This is a genomic window from Allobosea caraganae, from assembly GCF_003351345.1.
GTDB lineage: Bacteria > Pseudomonadota > Alphaproteobacteria > Rhizobiales > Beijerinckiaceae > Allobosea > Allobosea caraganae.
Map to the genome: position 1 here is coordinate 175702 of NZ_QQTO01000007.1, position 23758 is coordinate 199459.

At 67.6% G+C, this 23758-nt stretch carries 21 protein-coding genes; 18 read left to right on the top strand and 3 right to left on the bottom strand.

The window, feature by feature from the left end:
• Positions 1-22 precede the first annotated feature (22 nt).
• Positions 23-1894 (bottom strand): ABC-F family ATP-binding cassette domain-containing protein, encoded by a 1872-nt coding sequence (locus DWF00_RS03565; RefSeq protein ID WP_114830029.1) that lies wholly within the window; start codon positions 1892-1894, stop codon positions 23-25.
• Between the two features lie 145 nt (positions 1895-2039).
• Between DWF00_RS03565 and DWF00_RS03570 the strand changes: the two genes are divergently transcribed.
• The 10 genes from DWF00_RS03570 to DWF00_RS03615 all read left to right on the top strand — a co-directional run bounded on the left by DWF00_RS03570 (position 2040) and on the right by DWF00_RS03615 (position 14572).
• Positions 2040-2246, top strand: a complete 207-nt coding sequence (locus DWF00_RS03570; protein ID WP_147283723.1) for a hypothetical protein — start codon at positions 2040-2042, stop codon at positions 2244-2246.
• A gap of 100 nt (positions 2247-2346) precedes the next feature.
• Entirely contained in the window at positions 2347-4503 is a 2157-nt protein-coding gene (locus DWF00_RS03575) for a methyl-accepting chemotaxis protein (protein WP_114830031.1), read from the top strand.
• 42 nt (positions 4504-4545) lie between these two features.
• Positions 4546-5046 carry a pantetheine-phosphate adenylyltransferase gene (gene coaD / locus DWF00_RS03580; protein WP_114830032.1) on the top strand — a complete coding sequence of 167 codons (501 nt, stop codon included), beginning with the start codon at positions 4546-4548 and terminating at the stop codon, positions 5044-5046.
• Between the two features lie 152 nt (positions 5047-5198).
• Entirely contained in the window at positions 5199-6530 is a 1332-nt protein-coding gene (proS, locus tag DWF00_RS03585; protein WP_114830033.1) for a proline--tRNA ligase, read from the top strand.
• 10 nt (positions 6531-6540) lie between these two features.
• On the top strand, positions 6541-7860 hold the full coding sequence (locus tag DWF00_RS03590; RefSeq protein ID WP_425453049.1) for a lipoprotein-releasing ABC transporter permease subunit: 1320 nt from the start codon (positions 6541-6543) through the stop codon (positions 7858-7860).
• A gap of 5 nt (positions 7861-7865) precedes the next feature.
• Positions 7866-8555, top strand: a complete 690-nt coding sequence (locus DWF00_RS03595) for an ABC transporter ATP-binding protein (RefSeq protein WP_114830034.1) — start codon at positions 7866-7868, stop codon at positions 8553-8555.
• 771 nt (positions 8556-9326) lie between these two features.
• The gene (dnaE, locus tag DWF00_RS03600; protein WP_114830035.1) at positions 9327-12794 is read left to right on the top strand and encodes a DNA polymerase III subunit alpha; all 3468 of its coding nucleotides are present in this window, start codon (positions 9327-9329) and stop codon (positions 12792-12794) included.
• A gap of 35 nt (positions 12795-12829) precedes the next feature.
• Positions 12830-13456, top strand: a complete 627-nt coding sequence (gene pncA, locus DWF00_RS03605; RefSeq protein WP_114830036.1) for a bifunctional nicotinamidase/pyrazinamidase — start codon at positions 12830-12832, stop codon at positions 13454-13456.
• An 81-nt stretch (positions 13457-13537) separates the two neighbouring features.
• Positions 13538-13909, top strand: coding sequence for a VOC family protein (locus DWF00_RS03610; RefSeq protein WP_114830037.1), 372 nt, complete (start codon positions 13538-13540; stop codon positions 13907-13909).
• Between the two features lie 258 nt (positions 13910-14167).
• Positions 14168-14572 carry a pore-forming ESAT-6 family protein gene (locus tag DWF00_RS03615; RefSeq protein ID WP_181832713.1) on the top strand — a complete coding sequence of 135 codons (405 nt, stop codon included), beginning with the start codon at positions 14168-14170 and terminating at the stop codon, positions 14570-14572.
• 75 nt (positions 14573-14647) lie between these two features.
• On the opposite strand, the gene DWF00_RS03620 is transcribed toward DWF00_RS03615, so the two are convergent.
• Positions 14648-15115: a cupin domain-containing protein gene (locus DWF00_RS03620; RefSeq protein WP_114830038.1), complete on the bottom strand. Its 468-nt coding sequence runs from the start codon at positions 15113-15115 to the stop codon at positions 14648-14650.
• Positions 15116-15350: 235 nt separating this feature from the next.
• Between DWF00_RS03620 and DWF00_RS03625 the strand changes: the two genes are divergently transcribed.
• The 3 genes from DWF00_RS03625 (at position 15351) to pyrH (ending at position 18336) form a co-directional block, all read left to right on the top strand.
• Positions 15351-16355, top strand: coding sequence for a 30S ribosomal protein S2 (locus DWF00_RS03625; RefSeq protein WP_114830039.1), 1005 nt, complete (start codon positions 15351-15353; stop codon positions 16353-16355).
• A 186-nt stretch (positions 16356-16541) separates the two neighbouring features.
• A complete protein-coding gene (gene tsf, locus DWF00_RS03630; protein WP_114830040.1) occupies positions 16542-17465 on the top strand; it encodes a translation elongation factor Ts in 924 nt (307 codons plus the stop codon).
• 163 nt (positions 17466-17628) lie between these two features.
• Positions 17629-18336: a UMP kinase gene (gene pyrH, locus DWF00_RS03635; RefSeq protein WP_245973733.1), complete on the top strand. Its 708-nt coding sequence runs from the start codon at positions 17629-17631 to the stop codon at positions 18334-18336.
• A gap of 80 nt (positions 18337-18416) precedes the next feature.
• Here pyrH and DWF00_RS03640 read toward each other — a convergent pair whose 3' ends face one another.
• Positions 18417-18830: a VOC family protein gene (locus DWF00_RS03640; RefSeq protein WP_114830042.1), complete on the bottom strand. Its 414-nt coding sequence runs from the start codon at positions 18828-18830 to the stop codon at positions 18417-18419.
• A 175-nt stretch (positions 18831-19005) separates the two neighbouring features.
• Here DWF00_RS03640 and frr point away from each other — a divergent pair, with 175 nt between their 5' ends.
• The 5 genes from frr (at position 19006) to rseP (ending at position 23597) form a co-directional block, all read left to right on the top strand.
• Positions 19006-19569, top strand: a complete 564-nt coding sequence (gene frr / locus DWF00_RS03645; RefSeq protein ID WP_114830043.1) for a ribosome recycling factor — start codon at positions 19006-19008, stop codon at positions 19567-19569.
• A gap of 61 nt (positions 19570-19630) precedes the next feature.
• On the top strand, positions 19631-20410 hold the full coding sequence (locus tag DWF00_RS03650; RefSeq protein WP_114830044.1) for an isoprenyl transferase: 780 nt from the start codon (positions 19631-19633) through the stop codon (positions 20408-20410).
• Positions 20407-21243, top strand: a complete 837-nt coding sequence (locus tag DWF00_RS03655) for a phosphatidate cytidylyltransferase (RefSeq protein WP_114830045.1) — start codon at positions 20407-20409, stop codon at positions 21241-21243. Before DWF00_RS03650 ends, DWF00_RS03655 begins: the two co-directional genes overlap by 4 nt.
• Positions 21243-22421 carry a 1-deoxy-D-xylulose-5-phosphate reductoisomerase gene (gene dxr, locus DWF00_RS03660; RefSeq protein WP_114830046.1) on the top strand — a complete coding sequence of 393 codons (1179 nt, stop codon included), beginning with the start codon at positions 21243-21245 and terminating at the stop codon, positions 22419-22421. The genes DWF00_RS03655 and dxr overlap by 1 nt, the downstream gene beginning before the upstream one ends.
• Before the next feature lie 24 nt (positions 22422-22445).
• Positions 22446-23597 carry an RIP metalloprotease RseP gene (gene rseP / locus DWF00_RS03665; RefSeq protein WP_114830047.1) on the top strand — a complete coding sequence of 384 codons (1152 nt, stop codon included), beginning with the start codon at positions 22446-22448 and terminating at the stop codon, positions 23595-23597.
• Positions 23598-23758 lie beyond the last annotated feature (161 nt).

Below are 23758 nucleotides of genomic sequence, written 5' to 3' on the forward strand. Positions count from 1 at the left end.
TCAAGCCCGGGCATGACACAGCTCAGGCGCTTTCCAGCTCCTCGCTCAGTCCGAGCCATTCCTCCTCCGCGGCAGCCAGCGCTTCCGACAGCTCCGCCCGCTGGCGGGAGAGCAGCAGGGCCTTGTCCGGATCGCGCGCGAACGCGGCGCCGTTGCCGAGCACGCCGTCGACCTTCTCGATCAGCCCGGTCAGCTTGGCGATGCGGGCTTCGGCGAGGTTGAGCTTCTGGCGCAGAGGCCCCTGCGCCTGGCGCTTGGCCGCCGTGCCCTTGCGCTCCTCGGCCTTGCCGTTCGCCGCTTCGGGAGCCTGCTTCTCGCGCCGCGCCGCCTTGGCGCCGCCAAGGACGAGCGAGCGGTAATCCTCCATGTCGCCGTCAAAGTTCTTCACGGTGCCGTCGCCGACGAGCCAGAGCCGGTCGGCGCAGGCCTCGATCAGGAAGCGGTCGTGGCTGACCAGGATGACGGCGCCGGGATAGTCGTTGATCGCGGTCACCAGCGCCGTGCGGCTGTCGATGTCGAGATGGTTGGTCGGCTCGTCGAGGATCAGCAGGTGCGGCCCGCCGAAGGCGGCGAGGCCGAGCATCAGCCGCGCCTTCTCGCCGCCCGACAGGTTCTTGACCGGAGTCTCGGCCTTGCTGGCGGGAAAGCCGATCTGTGCCGCCTTGGAGCGCACCTTGGCCTCGGGCGCATCCGGCATCAGGTCGCGCAGATGGGCGATCGGCGTGTCCTCCAGCCTGAGCTCGTCGAGCTGGTGCTGCGCGAAATAGGCGGTCTGCAGCTTGGACGAGCTGCGCATCTCGCCCGACAGCGGCGCCAGCTTGCCGCCGATCAGCTTGCAGAAGGTCGACTTGCCGTTGCCGTTCGAGCCGAGCAGGGCGATGCGGTCGTCCGGCAGCAGGGTCAGGTTGAGCTTCGAGAGCACCTTGCGCTCGCCATAGCCGGCGGCGACGTCGTCGAGCACGACCATGGGCGGCGAGAGCGGCCGCTCCGGCCCGGGCAGGCTGAAGGGCTGCACGTCGCGGTCGATGATGGTCGCGATCGATTCCATCTTCTCCAGCCGCTTGACGCGCGACTGCGCCTGGCGCGCCTTCGAGGCCTTGGCCTTGAAGCGGTCGACGAAGGCCTGGAGGTGCTTGCGCTCGGCGTCCTGCTTCTCGCGCGCCTTGGCGAGCTGCATCTGCTTTTCCGAGCGCTGGCGCGCGAAGGAGGTGTAGCCGCCGCGATAGATCGTCAGCTTGCCCTGGTCGAGATGCAGGATGTGGTCGACGCAGGTGTCGAGCAATTCGCGATCGTGGCTGACGACGAGTACGGTATGTGGATAGCGCTCGAGGTAGTCGTAGAGCCAGAGCGTGCCTTCGAGGTCGAGATAGTTGGTCGGCTCGTCGAGCAGCAGCAGGTCGGGCTCGGCGAAGAGCACCGCCGCCAGCGCCACGCGCATGCGCCAGCCGCCGGAGAAATCGGAGCAGGGGCGTTGCTGCGCCTCTTCATTGAAGCCGAGCCCGTGCAGCACGGTCGCGGCCCGCGCCGGGGCCGAATGCGCGCCGATATCGGCGAGCCGCGTCTCGATCTCTGCGATGCGGTGCGGATCGGTCGCGGTCTCCGCCTCCTTCATCAGGGCGGCGCGCTCGGTGTCGGCAGCGAGCACGACCTCGATCAGCGATTCCGGCCCGCCCGGCGCCTCCTGCGCCACGCCGCCGATGCGCATGCCGCGCGGCACGCTGACCAAGCCGCCCTCCGGCGAGAGATCGCCGGTGATGATGCGGAAGAGCGTGGTCTTGCCGGTGCCGTTGCGGCCGACGAGGCCGACGCGCGAGCCGTCGGGCAGGGCGGCGCTGGCCTTGTCGAGCAGGAGCCGTTCGCCAAGCCGGTAGGTAATGTCGCTGATCGTAAGCATGGCGCGGGATGTAGGGCCTGGCGGTGGGGCAAGCAACGGTTAACGCTGCTGGCTAACGCGATCGAAAGCCCCGTCATGCTTTTGACATGAAGTGGCCACGGCCTCGCCGGAGCTGCCCTTCAGCCAAGGGACTGCGTTTATCTCCATGATTCGCCACGAGAAATCGATGCAGCTTAGCCCCTGGAACCTGGTTCGGCGGCGGTTCTCCAATATGGCCGCGGCTCTTGTGATCGCCTCTCTTCTGCTCGGCAGCGCCGGCGCGATGAGCGTGCTGACGGTCGACGCCTTTGGCCCGGCCGCGCCGCACGGGCCCTATTTGCGCGATGCCGAGAGCCTGCGCGGGCTGAGATAGGTCCGATTCCCGCTCTCGCCCTGCGTGTATTGACCTATGGTTAACCGCGATCGTGTTCACTCGCTCCAAAGCGCAGGAATTGCCATTGGAGCCGGGGGAGATGCGGTTACTATCCAGTCTGCGGTTCCGATTGCCCTTCGCGATGGTCTTCCTCGCCGTGCTCGCGGCCGGAAGCGTGGGCTACGCCGCCTATCACTCCGTCAAATCCTGGGCTGACGAAGCCGTCCGGCATCGCCTTCACGCCGCCGCCGAGAGCGAGGCGCTCGCGATCGAGCGGCGCTGGGACCATATCCGCGCCGAGGTTGCCGTGCTGGCGCGCAGCGCCTTCGCCGCCAACGCCGTCCAGGAAGCCGACAAATGGATGGACTATGACCGCGGCGGCGTCGACGCCATCAAGCGCCGCTATCGCGGCGACGACACCCTGCCGCTGGCGGAACGCCTCGCCATAACCGGTCAGGGCGAAGCCGGCGGCTATGCCTGGCGCCATGTCGCGATGCATGAGACCTATGGCTCGGTCCACGCGAATTTCGGCCATGCCGACATCTTCCTGGTCTCGCCGGCCGGGCGCGTCGTCTACAGCGTCACCAAGGGCAGGGAGTTCGGCGAGATGCTGAACTCCACGGCCCTGTCCGGAAGCGGCCTTGCCAGGGCGGCGGCCTCGGTCAAGGCGGGCGAGCCCGGCGTCCAGACGCTGATCGATTTCGCCCCCTACGCACTGGCGGGCGACGCGATGCGCGCCTTTCTCGCCGAACCCGTCTTCAGCCTCGACGGCCCGCTGGGCACGCCGCGCCGTCATGTCGGAACCCTGGTCGTTGCGATCGGCCTCGAGATGCTCGACGGCGTGCTCTCCGCCACGGCGCAGCGGCGCTCGAGTTCGCGCGTTTTCGTCAGCGGCGCCGATGGCACCACCCGTTCGGCGGTGAACGCGCCCGAAGCCGGCTTCCTGCCGGCGGTGCCGCTCGATGGTTTGCTGCGCAGCTCGATGCCGGACGATACCGCGCATAACGTCCCAAGCCGCAGGGGCGGGCCGCTGGTCGTGGTCGCGCGCGACATCCAGGTCGGGCCCTGGACCTGGTATCTCTGGCTGACCGAGCCGCTCGACAAGGCCTATGCCGTCACCGACCAGCTCCGTTCGGCCATGCTCGCCGCCGGCATCGTCGTCCTGGTGCCACTGCTCTTCATCGCGACGACGCTGGGTTGGTCGGTGGCCCGGCCGATCGCCGGATTGTCCGACGCGCTCGCCGGCATCGCGTCCGGCCGCTCGGACCAGCCGATCACCGGGCGCTTCCGGCGCGACGAGATCGGCGGCATCGCAGCCTCGGTGCAGCGCATCCGCGAGAACATGGTCGCCGAGGAAAAGGCGCGCGACCGGGAGCGCGAGGAGCGCAGCCGCGACGCCGACGAGCAGCGCGCCTTGTTCCTCTCCGACCTCGCGGCCGATCTCGACCGCTCGATTCTTTCGGTGACCGGCGCGGTCTCAACGGCGGCCGAGGAGCTCAGCGTCACCGCCAACCAGCTCTCCGGCGGCGCGCAGGAGACGCAGGCCACGGTGGCGACGATGCATCAGGCGACGGGCCGCGCCATTGCCAGCATCCATTCGATCGAGAACGCGGCGAAGGATCTGCGCTCGGCGATCGACCGGCTCGGCAGCGACGTCCAATCCTCCGACCGCTCGGCGCGCAGCGCCCGCGACTATGCCGGCGAGATGAGCACGGTGGTCGATTCGCTCGCCGCCGGCGCGGCTCAGGTCTCGGACGTGGTCGGCCTGATCTCGGAGATTGCGGCGCAGACCAACCTGCTCGCGCTCAATGCCACGATCGAGGCGGCCCGAGCCGGGGAGGCGGGCCGCGGCTTCGCCGTGGTCGCCTCCGAGGTGAAGGGGCTCGCCGGCCAGACCGCTAGCGCGATCGGCGACATCTCGCGCCAGATCGCCTCGATGAACCAGGCGACGGCGGCGACGGTCGAGGCGATCTCCGGCATCCAGGCGATGATCGCGAACCTCAGCGACACGGTGCGCCGCTCGGCCGAGACGATGCGCCATCAGCAGGGCGTGACCCATGCCATCGTCGCCGATGTCGGCGCCGCGACCGGTGAGTTCAGCCGCATCGGCGAGGCGACGGGCCTGGTCCAGGCCGCCTCGCAGCAGACCGCCGATGCCGCCGGCGCCGTGCTGCGCGCGGCGGGAGACCTGACCGGGCTCGCCCATTCGCTGAAATCGCGCGTCGACGAGTTCATCGCGCAGGTGCGCGCCGCCTGAGCCCGGCTTGTCGCGGCCGCGGCGTAAGGCTAACCCTGTCGCATGAGCCACGTTGCCTTCTACGCCGGGTCGTTCGACCCCGTCACCAACGGCCATGTCGACATGATCGCGGCGGCCTGCCGGCTCTGCGACAGGCTGATCCTCGCCATCGGCGTCCACCCCGGCAAGGCGCCGATCTTCTCGGCGCAGGAGCGCGCCGAACTGCTGCGCCAGATCTGCGAGCCGGTCGCGGCCGAGCTCAACACCCAGCTCGAAGTCATCACCTTCGACGACCTGACCATCGACGCGGCCCGCCGCGTCGGCGCCACCATCCTGGTGCGCGGCCTGCGCGACGGCACCGACCTCGACTACGAGATGCAGCTTGCCGGCATGAACCACACCATGGTTCCCGAGCTGCAGACCGTGTTCCTGCCGGCGACCCCGCCGGCCCGCCACATCACTGCGACGCTCGTGCGCCAGGTCGCCTCCATGGGCGGTGATGTCTCGGCCTTCGTCCCGCCGGTCGTGCGGGACAAGCTGAAGGCGAAATTCGCCAAGCGCTGACATGGCGGCGAAGGCCGCCGGCTGCGGCTTTGCGCCATCTTCATCTGCACCAAGTCGATTAGCGTTTGCATTTTGCAAACCACGATGGTGTCTCTGGCATAACGTGACTCGGTGCGTACTCCCTCGCGCATCGCCCTCGAACGAGTGTTCCGATGCGCCTCTCCCGCTATTTCCTGCCGATCCTGCGCGACACGCCCAAGGAAGCCGAGATCGTCTCGCATCGGCTGATGCTGCGCGCCGGCATGATCCGCCAGCAATCGGCCGGCATCTATTCCTGGCTGCCGCTCGGCCTGCGCGTCCTCAACAAGATCAGCAATATCGTGCGTGAGGAGCAGAACCGCTCCGGCGCGGTCGAGATCCTGATGCCGACCATCCAGTCGGCCGATCTCTGGCGCGAGAGCGGGCGCTACGACGCCTATGGCAAGGAGATGCTCCGCATCAAGGACCGGCACGAGCGCGACATGCTCTACGGCCCGACCAACGAGGAGATGGTCACCGACATCTTCCGATCCTACGTCAAGTCCTACAAGGACCTGCCGCTGAATCTCTACCACATCCAGTGGAAGTTCCGGGACGAGGTCCGTCCCCGTTTCGGCGTGATGCGCGGCCGCGAGTTCCTGATGAAGGACGCCTATACCTTCGACCTCGACCAGGCCGGTGCCCGCCATGCCTATAACCGCATGTTCACGGCCTATCTGCGCACCTTCGCGCGGCTTGGCCTGAAGGCGATCCCGATGCGCGCCGATACCGGCCCGATCGGCGGCGATCTCAGCCACGAGTTCATCGTGCTCGCCTCGACCGGCGAGAGCGAGGTCTTCTGCCACAAGGACTATCTCGACTTCGCGACGCCTTCCGTCGACACCGATTTCGACAGCATCCCCGGCCTGCAGGGCGTCGTCGACAAGTGGACGAGCCTCTACGCCGCGACCGACGAGATGCACGACAAGGAAGCCTTCGAGGCCATTCCCGCCGACAAGCAGGTTTCGGCCCGCGGCATCGAGGTCGGCCATATTTTCTACTTCGGCACCAAGTACTCCGCTCCGATGGGCGCGACCGTGACGGGCCCCGACGGAGCGCAGGTGCCGGTGCACATGGGATCCTACGGCATCGGCCCGAGCCGCCTCGTCGCTGCGCTGATCGAGGCCGGCCATGACGATGCCGGCATCGTCTGGCCCGACGAGATCGCCCCCTTCGACATCGCCGTGCTCAACCTCAAGAAGGGCGATGCCGGCACTGACGGCGCCTGCGAGGAGCTCTACAAGGCGCTCGCCGCCAAGGGCTACGACGTGCTCTACGACGACACCGACGAGAGGCCGGGCGGAAAATTCGCGACGGCCGACCTGATCGGCATGCCCTGGCAGATCATCGTCGGCCCTAAGGGGCTGGCCGAAGGCAAGGTCGAGATCAAGCGCCGCGCCGGCGGCGAGCGCGAGCAGGTCTCGCTCGCGGCGGCGCTCGACCGCTTCCCCGGCCGCTCCGCATGAGCGCGCAGCGATGAACGCGGCGGTGGAGCCGATCGTGGGTGAGGGCGCAGGGCGCGACGCGGCGGATATGCCGACGGGTACGCGTCCCTTCGCCGGTTTCGAATGGCTGCTCGCCGGGCGCTATCTGCGCACGCGTCGGCGCGAGGGCTTCGTCTCCGTCATCGCCGGCTTCTCCTTCCTCGGCATCATGCTCGGCGTCATGACGCTGATCGTCGTGATGTCGGTGATGAACGGCTTCCGCAAGGAGCTGCTGGACAAGATCGTCGGCGTCAACGGCCATATCTTCGTGACCCCGATCGACCGCCCGCTCGACGATTACGAAATGGTCGCCAACCGCCTGAAGCAGATCCCGGGCGTGAAGTTCGCCATCCCGCTGGTCGAGGGCCAGGCATTGGCCTCGTCGCAATATGGCAATGGCGGCGTGCTGGTCCGCGGCGTTCGCGAGGCCGATCTCAAGTCGGTTCCCTATATTGGCGGCAACATCAGGCGCGGCACGCTCGACGGTTTCGACACGTCTGGCGGCATTGCCATCGGCAGCAGGCTCGCGGCGGCCCTGTCGGTGACGGCGGGCGACTCGATCCAGCTCTTCTCGCCGAAGGGCGCCTCGACCCCGTTCGGCACGGCCCCGCGCATCAAGACCTATCCGATCCAGGCGGTGTTCGAGATCGGCATGACCGAGTTCGACGCCTCCTTCGTCTTCATGCCGCTGACGGAATCGCAGGCCTATTTCGGTCGGGACAGCGATGTCAGCGTCATCGAGGTGTTCGTCGACAATCCCGACCGGACGCAATCCGTGCGCGACGCGATCGAGGCCGACGCGCCGCGCCCGCTTGTGCTTTCCGACTGGCGCCAGCGCAACCGCTCCTTCTTCAGCGCGCTCGAGGTCGAGCGCAACGTGATGTTCATCATCCTGACGCTGATCGTGCTGGTGGCGGCGCTCAACATCGTCTCCGGCCTGATCATGCTGGTGAAGGACAAGACCGAGGACATCGCGATCATGCGCACCATGGGCGCCTCGCGCGGCACGGTGCTGCGCGTCTTCCTGATCACGGGGGCGGCGATCGGCGTCGTCGGCACGCTGGCGGGGCTGCTCCTCGGCGTCCTCTTCGCCAACAACATCAAGTCGATCCTGGCCTTCCTGAACTGGATACTGGGCGCCGACCTCTGGAACCCGACTGTCCGCTTCCTGAGCGACATCCCCTCGGTGATCGACTGGCGCGAGGTCGCGACCGTGGTGGTGATGGCTCTGGTGCTCTCCCTGCTGGCGACGCTCTACCCCGCCTGGAAGGCGGCAAGGCTCGACCCCGTCCAAGCGCTGCGGATGGGCTGACGATCATGGCACAGGAAACGCCCACGCTCTTTCTCTCGCAGATCGAGCGCTATTACCCGCAGACGGACGCGCCGCTCGAAATCCTGCGCAAGGCCGATTTCGCGCTCTGGCCGGGCGAGCTCGTCGCGCTGGTCGCGCCCAGCGGCACCGGCAAATCGACCTTGCTGCACGTCGCCGGCCTGCTGGAAAAGCCCGATTCCGGCGAGGTCTTCGTCGGCGGGCTGGCCACGACCAAGCTCGACGACAAGGGCCGCACGCGCCTGCGCCGCACCGAGATCGGCTTCGTCTACCAGTTCCATCACCTGCTGCCGGAATTCACGGCGCTCGAGAACGTCATGTTGCCGCAGCGCATCCGCGGTCTCTCCAAGATCGAGGCGGAGGAGCGGGCGAAGGAGTTGCTGACCTTCCTCGGCCTCGGCCAGCGGCTCGACCATTTGCCGGGCGAGCTCTCCGGCGGCGAGCAGCAGCGCGTCGCCATCGGCCGCGCCGTCGCCAATGCGCCGCGCCTGCTGCTGGCCGACGAGCCGACCGGCAACCTCGACCCCGTCACCTCGCTCCACGTCTTCTCGACGCTGGTCGCGCTCGCCCGCGCCTCCGGGCTGGCGGCGCTGATCGCGACGCACAACCTCGACCTCGCCCGCCGCATGGACCGGCAGGTGACGATCCGTGACGGGCTCGTGGTGCCGCTGGGCTGAGCGGGTCGGCAACCGGACTCACGCCTCGAAGCAAGGGCGCGGGGAACCCTCTCCTGTAAGGAGAGGGCAGGGTGAGGTGTCGGCCCGAACACCAGTGAAGCTGAACCCCGTCATTGCGAGCGCAGCGAAGCAACCCAGGAGATGTAGAGCGCAATCCCCCTGGGTTGCTTCGCTGCGCTCGCAATGACGGTCAGCTTACGGCAGCAGTGTCCAACGGCCGACACCTCACCCAACCCTCTCCTTCCAGGAGAGGGCTCCCGCGCACTGTGCGGTGACCCGAACAGCGCTGCTTCTTTAGGTTTCGTTAACCGGCGATTCAGTCGAGCGACCCCAATCATTCAGGAGAGATTGACGAGAACAAAGCATGAATTAAAGTGAACATATCAGGAAATCAGGAGGCGGACATGGTTCTGGCACGCAAACTGGCACTTGGATTGGCGGAGCTCGCCTCCCTCGGCACCTTCCTCGGCATGATCTGGCTCTGGGCGGCGCTGCTCTCCGGCCCGAACGTTTGATGCGGCGATTTTCCCCTCAGCCCTCATGCTGAGGAGCCGCGCAGCGGCGTCTCGAAGGATGCTCAAGGGAGCGCTGTCACCACGAACTGGAGCATCCTTCGAGACGCGATCTGCGATCGCTCCTCAGGATGAGGGCTGAGGCAGCCGGGCCATCCACAGGCGGCGCATTGTCCTCTCGACGACGCTCGCGCCTGGCAGCCATATGATGTGGTGTGACGGCGCGAGTCGCAGGGCAGGGACGAAGGATGATGGCGGCATGAGCAGCGAGCGGGGCCGCGTCCTGGGCGAGGTGGGGTTCGTCCATCTCCACGTCCATTCCAGCTATTCGCTGCTCGAAGGCGCGATGACCGTCGCGACGATCGCCAAGCTCGCCGCGGCGGATGGCCAGCCGGCCCTGGCGCTGACCGACACCAACAACCTCTTCGGCGCGCTGGAATTCTCCGAGAAGCTCGCGGGCTCCGGCCTGCAGCCGATCGCCGGCGTGCAGCTTTCCGTCGATTTCGCCGATGAGGCCGAGGGCGGGCGCAAGCCCGTCCTGCAGGTCGTGCCCCATATCGTCCTGCTCGCCATGAACGAGGCGGGCTACGGCAACCTGATGAAGCTCGTCACCGAGGCGGCGCTGGCGAGCGGCGGCTCCGGCCAGCCGATATCGACGCTGGACAAGCTCGCCGCCCATCATGACGGCATCATCGCGCTGACCGGCGGCCATGGCGGGCCGCTCAACGCCGCCCTGCGCAATGGCCAGGTCGCCCAGGCGCAGGCGCGCCTCGCCAGCCTCCACGCCATTTTCGGCGATAGGCTCTATGTCGAGCTCCAGCGCCATGGCAGCGACGGCGAGGCGGCGCTGGAGGCGCATCTGCTCAAGCTCGCCTATGATTCCGATCTGCCGATCGTTGCGACCAACGAGCCCTTCTTCGCCAAGCCGGCCGATTTCGACGCGCATGACGCGCTGCTCGCGGTCGCCGAGGGCAGGCTGGTCTCGGACGGCGAGCGTCGCCGCGTCACGCCCGAGCATTATTTCGCCACCAGGGCCGAGATGAAGCGCCGCTTCGCCGACCTGCCGGAGGCGCTCTCCGCTACCGTCGAGATCGCCATGCGCTGCACTTGGCGCGTCGGCCTGCGCAAGCCGATCCTGCCGCGCTTCGGCGAGGAGGGCCGCGACGAGGCGGAGGAACTGGAAGCCCAGGCGCGCGCTGGCCTCGCGGCGCGGCTCGCCAAGCACGGCCCGTCTTCGGGCTACACGGTCGACGACTACGAGAAGCGGCTCGATTTCGAACTCTCCATCATCACCCGGATGAAGTTCCCGGGCTATTTCCTCATCGTCGCCGACTTCATCAAATGGGCCAAGGACCACGACATCCCGGTCGGCCCCGGCCGCGGCTCCGGCGCCGGCTCGCTCGTTGCCTATGCGCTGACCATCACCGACGTCGATCCGCTCCGCTTCGGCCTGCTCTTCGAGCGCTTCCTCAATCCCGACCGCGTCTCGATGCCGGACTTCGACATCGACTTCTGCCAGAACCGGCGCGAAGAGGTGATCGACTACGTCAAGCACCGCTATGGCGAGCAGCGCGTCGCCCAGATCATCACCTTCGGTACGCTGCTGGCCCGCGGCGTGCTGCGCGACGTTGGCCGCGTGCTCGAAATGCCCTATGGCCAGGTCGACAAGCTGACCAAGCTCGTGCCGCAGAACCCGGCCAAGCCGATCTCGCTGAAGGACGCGATCGAGGGCGAGCCCAAGCTGCAGGCTGCCGCGGAAGAAGAGCCGATCGTCGCCCGCCTCCTCGAAATTGGCCAGAAGCTGGAAGGGCTTCACCGCCATGCTTCGACTCACGCCGCAGGCGTGGTGATCGGCGACCGGCCGCTGGAGCAACTCGTCGCGCTCTCGGTCGACCCGCGCACCGGCATGCGCGTCACCCAGTTCAACATGAAATGGGTCGAGCAGGCCGGGCTGGTGAAGTTCGACTTCCTCGGCCTGAAGACGCTGACCACGCTGGCGACGGCGGTGACGCTGATCGCCCAGCGCGGCATCGCGATCGATCTGGCGAGTCTGCCCTTCGACGACCCCAAGAGCTACGAGATGCTGGCGCGCGGCGAGGTGGTCGGCGTGTTCCAGGTGGAATCCGCCGGCATGCGCCGCGCCCTGGTCGACATGAAGGCCGACCGGATCGAGGACCTGATCGCGCTCGTCGCGCTCTATCGTCCCGGCCCGATGGACAACATCCCGAGCTATTGCCGCCGCAAGCTCGGGCAGGAGGCGCCGACCTATCTCCACCCCAAGATGGAGCCGATCCTCTCGGAGACGCATGGCATCATCGTCTACCAGGAGCAGGTGATGCAGGTGGCGCAGGCGCTCTCGGGCTATTCGCTCGGCGAGGCCGACCTGCTGCGCCGCGCCATGGGCAAGAAGATCAAGGCCGAGATGGACGCCCAGCGCGACCGCTTCGTGCGCGGCGCGATCGAAGGCGGCATGACCAAGGACATCGCCTCCGAGATCTTCGACCTCCTGGCCAAGTTCGCCGATTACGGCTTCAACAAGAGCCACGCGGCGGCCTACGCCGTCGTCGCCTTCCAGACCGCCTATCTCAAGGCGAATTACCCGGTCGAGTTCCTGGCGGCGTCGATGACGCTCGACATGGGCAATACCGACAAGATTTCGGAATTCCGCCGCGACGCCGAGCGGCTCAAGATCGTCGTCGAGCCACCCTCGATCAACCGTTCCGGCGTCGAGTTCGACGTTGCCGACGGCGCGATCCGCTACGCGCTCGGCGCGATCAAGGGGGTCGGCCGCGCCGCGGTCGAATCGGTCATCGTCGCGCGCAATGCCGGCGGCCCGTTCAAGGACCTCGCCGATCTGGCCCGCCGCATCGACACCAAGCTGGTCAACCGCCGCACGATCGAGGCGCTGATCGCGGCCGGCGCGCTCGACATGCTGGAGAAGGACCGGGCGCGGGCCATGGCGGCGATCGACGGCATGCTCGCTTTGTCGAACCGCACCCGCGAGGCGGCGGCTGGCGGCCAGTCCGAGCTGTTCGGCGGCGGCATGGTGCAAGAGGCCTTCCGCATCCCGCCGACCGAGCCCTGGTCCCCGGCCGAGCGGCTCAGGCGCGAGCACGATGCCGTCGGCTTCTTCCTGTCGGGCCATCCGCTCGACGAGTACGAGCATGTGCTGAAGCGCCTGCGCGTGCAGCGCTTCGCCGATTTCGCCCAGACCGTGCGCGCCAACGGCACCTCGGTCGCCAAGGTCGCGGTCTCCGTCATCGACAAGTCGGAGCGGCGCACCAAGTCCGGCTCGAAGATGGGCATCGTCCAGCTCTCCGACCCGAGCGGCCAGTTCGAGGCGATCCTGTTCTCCGAGGGCCTGCAGCGCTATCGCGACTTCCTCGAGCCGGGCAGGGCGCTGGTGCTACGGCTGAGCGCCGTGCTCGACGGCGACGACGTCCGCCCGCGCATCGAAGACGTCGAGGTGCTCGACGATCTCGCCAACCGCCAGAAGCAGGACCTGCTGATCTATCTGCGCGACGACAAGGCGCTCGCCAGCATCGCCGAGCGCGTCAAGTCGCGTGGCGATGGCGGGCGCGCCGATGGCCGGATTTCGCTGGTGATGATCCTCGACGACGGGGCGCAGGAGGTCGAGATCGAGTTGCCCGGCCGCTACGGCGTCAACCAGCAAATAGCCAACGCAGTGCGGGCGGCGCCCGGCGTCATCGACGTGCAGTTGCGCTGAGCCGGCGTCCAGGTGCTGCGAAACGGGAGAGGGCGATGATCGATCCGCAAACCGCTCTCATCGTCGTCGACGTGCAGAATGATTTCTGCCCGGGCGGCAGCCTCGCGGTGGCCGGTGGTGACGAGGTCGTGCCGGTCATCAACGCGCTCGCCCAGCGCTTCGCCAATGTCGTCCTGACGCAGGATTGGCACCCCGCCGGCCATTCTTCCTTCGCCTCCAGCCATCTGGGCAAGGCGCCGTTCGAGACGGTCGCGATGCCCTATGGCGCGCAGGCGCTCTGGCCGGAGCATTGCGTGCAGGGCACGCGGGGCGCCGAGTTCCACCCCGGGCTCGACCTGCCGCAGGCGCAAGCCGTCGTACGCAAAGGCTTCCGTTCCGAAGTCGATAGCTATTCCGGCTTCCTGGAGGCCGATCGCACCACCCGGACCGGGCTCGGCGGCTACCTGACGGAGCGCGGCGTCAGCCGCGTCGTCGTTGTCGGCCTCGCCACCGATTTCTGTGTCGGCTGGACGGCGCAGGATGCCGCTGCGGCGGGGCTTGATAGCCTCGTCGTCGAGGAGGCCTGCCGCGCCATCGACCATGATGGTTCGCTGGCGCGGGCCTGGGCCGCGATGGCGGCAAGCGGCGTCCGGCGGGCGCGGGTCGCGGATCTGCCGGGCTGAGCTTCATCCGCGACGACGCTGCCGCAACCTGGCAAGACCTTCGTCTAGCCTGCTGCGGTCACCCACGCGACGGAGGCCGCCATGCTCGATGCCAATTTCATCCTTCTCTATGTTGACAGCCCGGCCGCCAGCGCCCGCTTCTATGCCGACCTGCTCGGCGCCGAGCCGCTCGAACTGTCGCCGACCTTCGCGATGTTCGCCTTGCCCTCCGGCGTCAAGCTCGGCCTGTGGTCGCGTCACACCGTCGAGCCGGCCGCGGCGGCGGCCGGAGGCGGCGGCGAGATCGCGACCGTGGCGCCGAACGCGGAGGCGGTCGATGCGACGCATGCCGACTGGCTGGCGCGGGGCCTCACCATTCTGCAGCCGCCGACCGATCTCGACTTCGGCCGCACCTTCGTCGCGACCGATCCGGACGGGCACCGGCTGCGGGTCTTCTTCCCGTTCGAGGGCTGATTCCCGGGGTGGCAGAGCCCGCAGGCAAGCCGTGCTCTCGACCTGCCCGGAGCAGCCGGCCGAGCCTGGATCGACGGGGCGTTCCGCCATTCCGATACCGTCACATCGCCTGGCCGGCGACACGAACCTGTTGCAGAACGCTGTTTGATCGGAGCCGCCCGGTTGCCTCGGCAGCCTTGCGGCGATATCAGCGCCCCGACGAATGTGCATATTTTTCATGCCCTTACGTCACTACGATACTTAAAAAGGGACACGCCAATGCGTTTCGATGCTTCATTCTCCGTGAAGTCGCTCGGCCTTGCCGCCGCGCTCGCTGCCGGTTTTTCGGCCGCTCCCGCCTTCGCCCAGCAGCCCGACCAGCTCAAGATCGCCTATGAGGCCGGCCGCAACCAGCTCGGCATCCTGGGTTATTGCAGCGACAAGGGCTTCGTCGGCGCTGACGTCGTCGACGTCCAGAGGAAGCTGCTCGGCATCATCCCGGTTCCGGCCGACAAGAGCGGTGGCGACGCCGCCGAGGCGCAGGGCAAGAAGGGCACCTTCGCGGCCATGGGCATGACCCAGGACATCGAGGCGATCGCCAAGGCGCAGAACTCGACGCCGGCGGCCTTCTGCAAGACGGTCGGCGACGCGATCAAGGCGGCCGCCGCTCAGCTGCCGAAGTGAGCTCTTAAGGCAGATTCGCACAACGATGATGCCGGCTCCTGCGGACGACGCAGGAGCCGGCTTGCGTTGGAGCCTTTATTCCTTGCGCAGCGGCGGCCCGAGAAACTCGACGCCCCAGCGCTGCCCGAAGGCGTTGAGCACCTCGCGATCGGGAACCCCGTCCCTCATGACGGCGCCGAGGCCGGTGAAGAAGGCAGTTGCGTCGAGCCCGGGCAGGATCAGGATCAGTTGCCGTGCCGGCTCGTCGGAGACGTTGACGAAGGCATGCGGCGTGCCGCCCGGCACACTGACCACGTCGCCGGCCTCAGTGTGGAAGCGCTTGCCGTCGACCTCGAACAGGTAGCGCCCAGTGAGGACGCGGAACACCTCGGTCTCGGCATGGCGATGCAGCGGCGGACCGAAGCCGGGCTGGTTGGTCGTCTCGATCAGGGTCAGCGTTCCGCCCGAGACGGGGCCGGGCAGGCGGACGAACAGGTCGAGCCCGATCGCCGGCACCCTGATCGGCTCTTCGTCACGGCGGGAATGCCAGGGGCTGAAGCTCATCTCGGACCTCCATGGCGGCTCGCCGGAGCTTGAGCCCGGCGCTGTCCCTGGGTCAATTCCGGATTCGGCTCGGCATTGCGGCGACGACGCCTTGCATTCCTGCCTCATCCCATGTATGGCGCAGCCCATCCCACATGGGGAGCATCGTCTCATCTCCGAGACGTTCCGGTGACTTGGCAGCCTATGCCTCGTTCATTCGCACCCCAGAGGCTCAACCGGAAGGACGATAGACACCATGGCTCTGCCAGATTTTTCCATGCGCCAGTTGCTCGAGGCCGGCGCGCATTTCGGCCACCAGTCGCATCGCTGGAACCCGAAGATGTCGCCGTATATCTACGGCACCCGCAACAACATCCACATTCTCGACCTGTCGCAGTCGGTGCCGATGCTCTCGCGCGCCCTGCAGGCGGTCAGCGACACCGTCGCCCGCGGCGGCCGCGTGCTCTTCGTCGGCACCAAGCGCCAGGCGCAGGACGCCGTCGCTGACGCCGCCAAGCGCTCGGCCCAGTACTACGTCAACTCGCGTTGGCTCGGCGGCATGCTGACCAACTGGAAGACGATCTCGGCCTCGATCCAGCGCCTGCGCAAGGTCGACGAGCTGCTCGCCGGCGGCAGCACCGGCCTGACCAAGAAGGAGCGCCTGATGCTGGCGCGCGAGCGCGACAAGCTCGAGAAGGCGCTCGGCGGCATCAAGGACATGGGCGGCACGCCCGACATGATCTTCGTGATCGACACCAACAAGGAAGCGCTCGCGATCAAGGAGGCCCAGCGCCTCGGCATCCCGGTCGCGGCCATCATCGATTCGAACTCGGATCCCGACGGCATCACCTTCCCGGTCCCGGCCAATGACGACGCCGGCCGCGCCATCGCGCTCTATTGCGATCTCGTCGCCCGCTCGGCCATCGACGGCATCTCGCGCGCCTCGGGCGACCACGGCATCGATCTCGGCGCCGCCGAGGCTCCGATCGTCGAGGAAGCCATCGCCGAGCCGGTTGGCGATGCCGGCCCGGCCTTCGAGTTGCTGACCGCGCCGCGCGGCGCCCCGGACGACCTCTCGAAGCTGAGCGGCATGGGCCCCGAGCTCCTGCAGAAGCTCAACGACGGCGGCATCTACCATTTCTGGCAGCTTGCCGCGATGTCGCCGGCCGACATCACCAAGGTCGACCATGACCTCAAGCTCGCCGGCCGCATCGAGCGCGACGGTTGGGTTGCCCAGGCCCGCGATCTCGCCGAGGCCTGATCGGTTTAAGCGAGGCGTCATCGGCGCGTCGCAAAACCCGATTGTTTGAGTGAAGTCAGCGCCGACGGCCGGAAACGGAGCGTCGGCGCTTCCCCATCGCGCCCAGGCGTGAAGAGAATTCAAAAGACGTGCCGTCGGTCGCCAGCTTCGCGCAGGCCCGGCACAGGACAGCAAGGATACGGACAGATGGCAGCGATCACCGCCGGCATGGTGAAGGAACTCCGCGACAAGACCGGCGCGGGCATGATGGATTGCAAGACCGCGCTCAGCGCCGTCGACGGCGACATCGAGGCCGCCATCGACTGGCTGCGCACCAAGGGCCTCGCCAAGGCCGCCAAGAAGGCCGGCCGCGTCGCCGCCGAGGGCCTCGTCGCCGTGTCGGTCTCCGGCAATCGCGGCGTCGTGGTCGAGGTCAACTCCGAGACCGACTTCGTCGCCCGCAACCTCGAGTTCCAGGCGCTGGCCCGCACCATCGCCGATGTCGCGCTTGAGCGCGGCGGCGATGTCGAGGCGCTCTCGGCGCATCACTACCCGGGCGGCGGCACCGTTGCCGACGCGATCGCGAACGCCATCGCCACGATCGGCGAGAACATGACCCTGCGCCGCGTCGCCGAGGTCAAGGTCTCGTCCGGCCTCGTCGGCCAGTACGTCCATGGCGCGGTCACCGACGGGCTCGGCAAGATCGGCGTCATCGTCGGCCTCGAATCGACCGGCAGCTCGGATGAGCTCGTCACGCTCGGCCGCCAGCTCGCCATGCACGTCGCCGCGACCAACCCCGTCGCGCTCGACCTCGCTTCGGTCGATCCGGCGATCCTGGAGCGCGAGAAGGCGATCCTGGCCGAGAAGAACGCCGGCAAGCCCGCCAACGTGCTCGAGAAGATCACCGAGAGCGGCCTGAAGAGCTACGCCAAGGAATATTGCCTGCTTGAGCAGGCCTATATCCATGACGGCTCGAAGTCGGTCGGCCAGGTGCTGAAGGAGATCGAGGGCAAGGTCGGCGCCCCGGTCAAGCTCACCGGCTTCGTCCGCTTCGCGCTCGGCGAGGGCATCGAGAAGGAAGAGACCGATTTCGCGGCCGAGGTCGCGGCCGCCGGCGGTACGACTGGCTGACGAAGCCGGATGCCGGACAGTGTGAAGCGGTTTTCGGACCACATCATGCGTTGGCTCTATTCCGTGGATGACTGAACGAAAAGGCCGCGCCCCGCGCGGCCTTTTTTGTAAGAAGACAGTGTTGGTGCCGAATCGCGCCCGTCCCAAGCAACGGAGAAAGCCGGTGAGACCCAAACGCGTCCTTGTGAAGCTCTCCGGCGAAGCCCTTGCGGGACCTCAGGGTTCCGGCCTGGACGGCGCGACCCTGACGGCGCTCGCGGCCGACATCGCCAAGGCGTCGCATGAGGGCGTCGAGATCGCCATCGTCGTCGGCGGCGGCAATTTCTTCCGCGGCCTGCAGGGCCTGACCAAGGGGCTCGACCGTCCCAGCGCCGATTCGATCGGCATGCTCGGCACCGTGATGAACGCGCTCGCCCTCGAACATGCGATCGAGAGCGCCGGCGCCCCGGCCCGCGCCATGTCGGCCGTGCCGATGCCCTCGCTCTGCGAGAGCTATGCGCGCCGCCGGGCGCTCGACCATCTCAGCAACGGCAAGGTCGTCATTCTGGGCGGCGGCACCGGCAATCCCTACTTCACCACCGATACCGGTGCGGCCCTGCGCGCGGCCGAGCTCGATTGCGAGCAGTTGCTCAAGGCGACGCAGGTCGACGGCGTCTACACCGCCGATCCGAAGACGGACCCGAGCGCCACGCGCTACGAGAGCCTGACCCATGCCGAGGCGATCCGGAAGGACCTCAAGGTGATGGACACCGCCGCGTTCGCCCTGGCGCGGGATGCCGGCCTCACCATCGTCGTCTTCTCGATCGCGGAGGCCGGCGCGCTCGCCGCCGTGCTGCGCGGCGAGGGCAGGGCGACCTACGTCACGCCCTGAGGAATTTCGGGGATGCCATTTGCAGCCCTCATCCTTCGAGACGCGCTCTGCGAGCGCTCCTCAGGACGAGCGCTGGTCGGTCAGTAACCCGGCCAGTTTCCCGGCGTCATCAATTCCAGCAGATGCCCGTCGGGGTCGCGGAAATACAGGCTCGTTCCGCCGCGCTCCCATTGCATCCGTCCCTCGACCGGGACGCCGTGCTCGCCAAGTCGAACCTCCCACGCTGCCAGCTCTTTGGCATCGACCGCAAAACAGATGTGGATCGGCCCCGCGCCGTCATGCCCGGGGATGCTTCCGTTTGGTAAGCTCTGCGTCTGGCGCGATTCCCCGCGCCGGAAGAGCAGGAGCACGCCCGCGCCGCCGACATCATAGGCTGTGAGGGTTCTGGTCCTGAGCAGGGCGTGAAGGTCGAGCACGGTTTCATAGAATGTGCCGGCACGGTCGAGATCGTCGACATAGAGCGCCGTCTCGATGATGCGGTTCAGCCGCGGCATGGCGTGTCTCCGGCTCTGAATCGGAGTATCGTCGCTGTTTCGGAGCGCAGGATAGCGCATTGTGGGGCAAGGAACCCGTCAGAGCGTCGGTCCCGAGCACGAAATCCTTGACCGTGGCGGGGGGCGTCGCCATGGTCGCGCCCGGTTTTCGGTGATTTGCAAGGTCTTGAATACGATGGCCCAGACGACGTTCGATCTCGCCGACCTCAAGCGTCGGATGCAAGGCGCGGTGCAGTCCTTCAAGGGCGACCTCGCCTCGCTGCGCAGTGGCCGCGCCTCGGCCAACATGCTCGATCCGATCCAGGTCGAGGCTTATGGCGCCCGTCAGTCGCTCAACCAGCTCGCTACCGTGAGCGTTCCCGAGGCGCGGCTGCTCTCGGTCCAGGTCTGGGACCGCAGCATGGTCGCGGCCGTCGAGAAGGCGATCCGCGAATCCGACCTCGGCCTCAACCCGCAGACGGAGGGCCAGGTGCTGCGCATCCGCATCCCCGAGCTGAACGAGCAGCGCCGCAAGGAGATGGTCAAGGTCGCGCATAAATATGCCGAGGAATCCAAGATCGCGGTGCGCCATGTCCGCCGCGACGGCATCGACCTGATCAAGAAGCTCGAGAAGGACGGCCACCTGACCAAGGACGACGTGACGCGCGAGTCCGACCAGGTCCAGAAGGCCACCGACCAGCACATCGCCGAGATCGACCAGGCGCTCGCGGCGAAGGAAAAGGAAATCCTGCACGTCTGAGCGCAATTGGCCGGAAGGTTGCAAGCCTTCCCGCATCCATCCCGCCGAAAGAGGCACGAGAATGTCAGCAGGCCAGCGTCCGGGAGACCACGCGCAAGTGCCTTCCCAAGCGCAAGTGCCTTCCCATGTCGCGGTGATCATGGACGGCAACGGCCGCTGGGCCCAGTTGCGCGGCTTCCCGCGCCAGGAGGGTCATCGCCGGGGGCTCGAGGCGCTGCGCCGCACGGTCAAGAACGCGGCCGATCTCGGCATCGAGTTCCTGACCCTCTACAGCTTCTCGACCGAGAACTGGCGCCGGCCCGCGACCGAGGTCTCCTTCCTGATGGGGTTGCTGCGGCGCTTCGTCGAGAAGGACCTGGCCGAGCTCGACGCCTCCAACGTGCGCGTCCGCATCATCGGCGGCCGCAGCGACCTTGCGCCCGACCTGCGGATGCTGGTCGAGCATGCCGAGGCGATGACGCGCGACAATACCGGCATGACGCTGGTGATCGCCTTCAACTACGGTTCGCGCGACGAGATCACCCGCGTCGCCCGCCAGCTCGCGGCTGACGCCGCCGCCGGCCGCATCGCGCCCGACGCGATCGACGAGGCCGCGATCTCGGCCCGGCTCGACACGGCCGAGATGCCCGATCCGCAACTGGTCATCCGCACCTCCGGCGAGACGCGCATCTCCAATTTCCTGCTTTGGCAGGCGGCCTATGCCGAATTCGTCTTCACGCCGGTGCTCTGGCCGGATTTCGACCGCGCCGCGCTGGAAGAGGCGCTGGCCGAGTACCGCCGCCGCGAGCGCCGCTTCGGCGGCCTGTCCGAGCCGACCGACCGCAGCGTGGGCGCAGCGTGAATGCCAACGCGACCGGCACCCCGGCGGCCGGCCCCGGCGAACTGAGGCTGCGCATCGCCTCGGCGCTGGTGCTGGCGGCGGGCGTCCTCGTCATCACCTGGCTTGGCGGCTGGCCCTTCCGCACCGTCTGGGCGCTTGTCGCCGGGCTGATCGCCTATGAATGGTTGGTCATCACCGCCGGCCCGCGCCCGGCCCTGGCGGGGGCGGCGGTCGCGGTTGCCGGCCTCCTTATCCCTCTCGCTCCACATTCCACGCCCGCGCTGGCCGGACTGGCCTCGCTTGCCGGCATCACCGCGGTCATCGCCAGCCTGCTGGTGCAGAACACCAAGCTCCTCTTCGCCTGCGGGCTGGTCTATGCGCTTGCACTCGCCATTCTCGTGCCGCTGCTGCGCGACCTGCCGCTGATCGGGCTCGGCCTGATCCTCTGGAGCTTCGCCGTCACCTGGTTCACCGACATCGCCGCCTATTTCACCGGGCGCGCGCTGGGCGGCCCCAAGCTGATGCCCGCGGTCAGCCCGAAGAAGACCTGGTCCGGCGCCATCGGCGGCACTTTGGCCGGAATCCTCGGCGGCGTCGCGATCTGGGCGGCGGCGCCGTCCTTCGGCGTGACGCCGCCGGGCTCGCTTGGCGCCGTCGCACTCGCCTCGCTCGTGGCCTCGATCCTGTCGCAGGCCGGGGACCTGTTCGAATCCTCCTTCAAGCGCCGCTTCGGCGCCAAGGATTCCGGGCATCTCATTCCCGGTCATGGTGGCTTCATGGACAGGCTCGATGGCTATTGGGCCGTCATCGTCTTTGCCGGCGCGGTACTCTGTCTGGCTCGGGCCTGGAACTGATGTCACGTCTGGTTACGCTTCTGGGAGCCACCGGCTCCATCGGCCGCTCGACTCGCGCTGTCGTGGCGGAGAATCCCGAGCGGCTGAAGATTGACGTCGTGGTCGGGGGCAGGGATGCCGCGGCGCTGGCCAGGGTCGCGGTCGAGACCGGGGCGCGCTTCGCCGCCCTGGCCGATCAGGCCGGCGGCGCGGCGCTAGCCGAGGCTCTCGCGGGCACAGGTATAAAGTGCGGGGCAGGGCGCTCGGCCGTGCTCGACGCGGCGGCGATGCCGAGCGATATCGTCGTTAGTGCGATCTCGGGCGCGGCCGGGCTCGAGGCGACCTTCGCCGCGCTCGTGGCCGGCCGCGTCATCGCACTCGCCAACAAGGAGAGCCTGGTCTGCGCCGGCGCGGCGGTGATGGCGCGCGCGCATCAGGTCGGCGCTCGCATCCTGCCGCTCGATTCCGAGCACAACGCGCTCTTCCAGGTGCTGGGGGCGGAGCCGATCGCCTCGGTCAGCAAGATGACGCTGACCGCCTCCGGCGGCCCGTTCCGCACCTGGCCGGCCGAGCGCATCGCCGCGGCGACGCCCGAGCAGGCGCTGGCCCATCCCAACTACGCCATGGGCGCCAAGATCACGATCGACTCCGCCAGCATGATGAACAAGGGGCTCGAACTGATCGAGGCCCGCTTCCTGTTCGGGGTGGAGGCCGATCAACTCGACGTGCTGGTCCACCCCCAGCAGATCGTGCACGGGCTCGTCACCTTCCGCGACGGCTCGGTCAGCGCCGGCATGGCCGTGCCGGACATGCGCATCGCCGCAGCCCATTGCCTCGGCGTCGATGGCCGGCTCGATGCGCCGGCTTCACGTTTCCTCGATTTGGCGATGACCGCACCGCTCAGCTTCGAGCGGCCGGACCTCGTCCGCTTCCCGGCGCTGCGACTGGCGCTGGCGGCGCTCGCGGCCAGCGGCGCCGCACCCGCCATCCTCAACGCAGCCAACGAAATCGCCGTCGAGGCCTTTCTCGCCGGACGGATCGGCTTTCCCGGCATCCCCGCACTGGTCGAGGCGACCTGCGAAGCGCTCGCTTCCGGCCTTGCCGCGCCCGAGGATATCGCCGGGGCGCTGGCCGTTGACCATGAGGCGAGAAACCACGCCCGGCTGCTCTTGTCGCAAGGTCGCTTCGCTGTCACCTAGGGGGGCAGGGATCGGGAGAAGTTTATGGACATCGTCACGCACATCTGGAACGCGGGCAGCTTCCTGCTCGGCTATCTGGTGCCGTTTCTGTTCGTCCTCACCATCGTCGTTTTCGTGCACGAGCTCGGCCATTTCCTGGTCGGCCGCTGGTGCGGCGTCGACGTGAAGACCTTCTCGATCGGCTTCGGCCGCGAGCTCTTCGGCTTCAACGACCGCCATGGCACGCGCTGGCGCTTCGCCTTGATCCCGCTCGGCGGCTACGTGAAGTTCTCCGGCGATGCCGATGCCACCTCGAGCGGCGTCGACAATCCCGAGTTCCAGCAGATGACGCCCGAGCAGCGGGCGCGCACCTTCCCGGCCCAGTCGATCGGCGAGCGCGCCGCCATCGTGGCGGCCGGGCCGATCGCCAACTTCATCCTGGCGATCCTGATCTTCGCCGGCACTGTCTATACGTTCGGCCGGCCGGTTCTGGCGCCGCGCGTCGAGCAGGTCGTGGCCGGCAGTGCCGCCGAGCGCGCCGGGCTGCGCTCCGGCGACCTCGTCCTCGAGATCAACGGCAACAAGATCCGCGGCTTCAGCGACATGCAGCGCGAGGTTTCGGTCCGTGCGAACGAGACGCTTTCGATCGTGGTCGAGCGCGCCGGCAGCGCGCTGACGATTCCGGTGACGCCCGATCTCGTCGAGACCTCGTCGGCGCTCGGCAAGCAGCGCATCGGCGTCATCGGCGTCCAGGCCTCGCGCCGGCCCGAGGATTGGTCGGTCCAGCACTTCACCTTCCTCGAATCGGTCAAGACCGGCTTCACCGAGACCTGGTTCGTCGTCGACCGCACCTACGACTACCTCTCCAAGCTGCTGAGCGGGCGGGAATCGACCGACCAGCTCTCGGGTCCGATCCGCATCGCCCAGGTCTCGGGCATGGTCGCCTCCAATGGCGGCGTTCTCGGCCTGATCAACCTCGCAGCGATTCTCTCGGTCTCGATCGGCTTGATGAATTTGCTGCCGGTTCCGATGCTCGACGGCGGGCATTTGATGTTCTACGCCCTCGAAGCGCTGCGCGGCCGGCCGCTGAGCGAGCGAGCCCAGGAGATCGGTTTCAGGGTCGGGCTCGGCCTCGTGCTGATGTTAATGTTGTTCGTGACCTGGAACGACCTCGTTCACGTGCGCTCCCTGCTCTAGTAACGGCAGCCTGGACGCTGTCCCGGGCTGAATCGAAGCGATTCCGCGGCCGCCTGGGCCATGATTCGCCCGAATTTACCGCGCGTTGCCTCATGGCCACGACCCGGTGAAAAATAATTCGTTAACGACAATGGACGTTTGCACCTCGTCGGAAACTTTGT

Excerpts from the sequence above, each read along its gene's own strand:
- DWF00_RS03575 (WP_114830031.1), top strand. The coding sequence starts at position 2,347 with ATGCGGTTACTATCCAGTCTGCGGTTCCGATTGCCCTTCGCGATGGTC.
- DWF00_RS03620 (WP_114830038.1), bottom strand. The coding sequence starts at position 15,115 with ATGAGCTTCAGCCCCTGGCATTCCCGCCGTGACGAAGAGCCGATCAGG.
- tsf (WP_114830040.1), top strand. The coding sequence starts at position 16,542 with ATGGCAGCGATCACCGCCGGCATGGTGAAGGAACTCCGCGACAAGACC.
- DWF00_RS03640 (WP_114830042.1), bottom strand. The coding sequence starts at position 18,830 with ATGCCGCGGCTGAACCGCATCATCGAGACGGCGCTCTATGTCGACGAT.
- DWF00_RS03590 (WP_425453049.1), top strand. The coding sequence starts at position 6,541 with ATGAACGCGGCGGTGGAGCCGATCGTGGGTGAGGGCGCAGGGCGCGAC.
- proS (WP_114830033.1), top strand. The coding sequence starts at position 5,199 with ATGCGCCTCTCCCGCTATTTCCTGCCGATCCTGCGCGACACGCCCAAG.
- DWF00_RS03570 (WP_147283723.1), top strand. The coding sequence starts at position 2,040 with ATGATTCGCCACGAGAAATCGATGCAGCTTAGCCCCTGGAACCTGGTT.
- frr (WP_114830043.1), top strand. The coding sequence starts at position 19,006 with ATGGCCCAGACGACGTTCGATCTCGCCGACCTCAAGCGTCGGATGCAA.
- DWF00_RS03565 (WP_114830029.1), bottom strand. The coding sequence starts at position 1,894 with ATGCTTACGATCAGCGACATTACCTACCGGCTTGGCGAACGGCTCCTG.
- dxr (WP_114830046.1), top strand. The coding sequence starts at position 21,243 with ATGTCACGTCTGGTTACGCTTCTGGGAGCCACCGGCTCCATCGGCCGC.
- dnaE (WP_114830035.1), top strand. The coding sequence starts at position 9,327 with ATGAGCAGCGAGCGGGGCCGCGTCCTGGGCGAGGTGGGGTTCGTCCAT.
- DWF00_RS03625 (WP_114830039.1), top strand. The coding sequence starts at position 15,351 with ATGGCTCTGCCAGATTTTTCCATGCGCCAGTTGCTCGAGGCCGGCGCG.
- DWF00_RS03650 (WP_114830044.1), top strand. The coding sequence starts at position 19,631 with ATGTCAGCAGGCCAGCGTCCGGGAGACCACGCGCAAGTGCCTTCCCAA.
- DWF00_RS03595 (WP_114830034.1), top strand. The coding sequence starts at position 7,866 with ATGGCACAGGAAACGCCCACGCTCTTTCTCTCGCAGATCGAGCGCTAT.
- coaD (WP_114830032.1), top strand. The coding sequence starts at position 4,546 with ATGAGCCACGTTGCCTTCTACGCCGGGTCGTTCGACCCCGTCACCAAC.
- DWF00_RS03610 (WP_114830037.1), top strand. The coding sequence starts at position 13,538 with ATGCTCGATGCCAATTTCATCCTTCTCTATGTTGACAGCCCGGCCGCC.
- DWF00_RS03615 (WP_181832713.1), top strand. The coding sequence starts at position 14,168 with ATGCGTTTCGATGCTTCATTCTCCGTGAAGTCGCTCGGCCTTGCCGCC.
- pncA (WP_114830036.1), top strand. The coding sequence starts at position 12,830 with ATGATCGATCCGCAAACCGCTCTCATCGTCGTCGACGTGCAGAATGAT.
- rseP (WP_114830047.1), top strand. The coding sequence starts at position 22,446 with ATGGACATCGTCACGCACATCTGGAACGCGGGCAGCTTCCTGCTCGGC.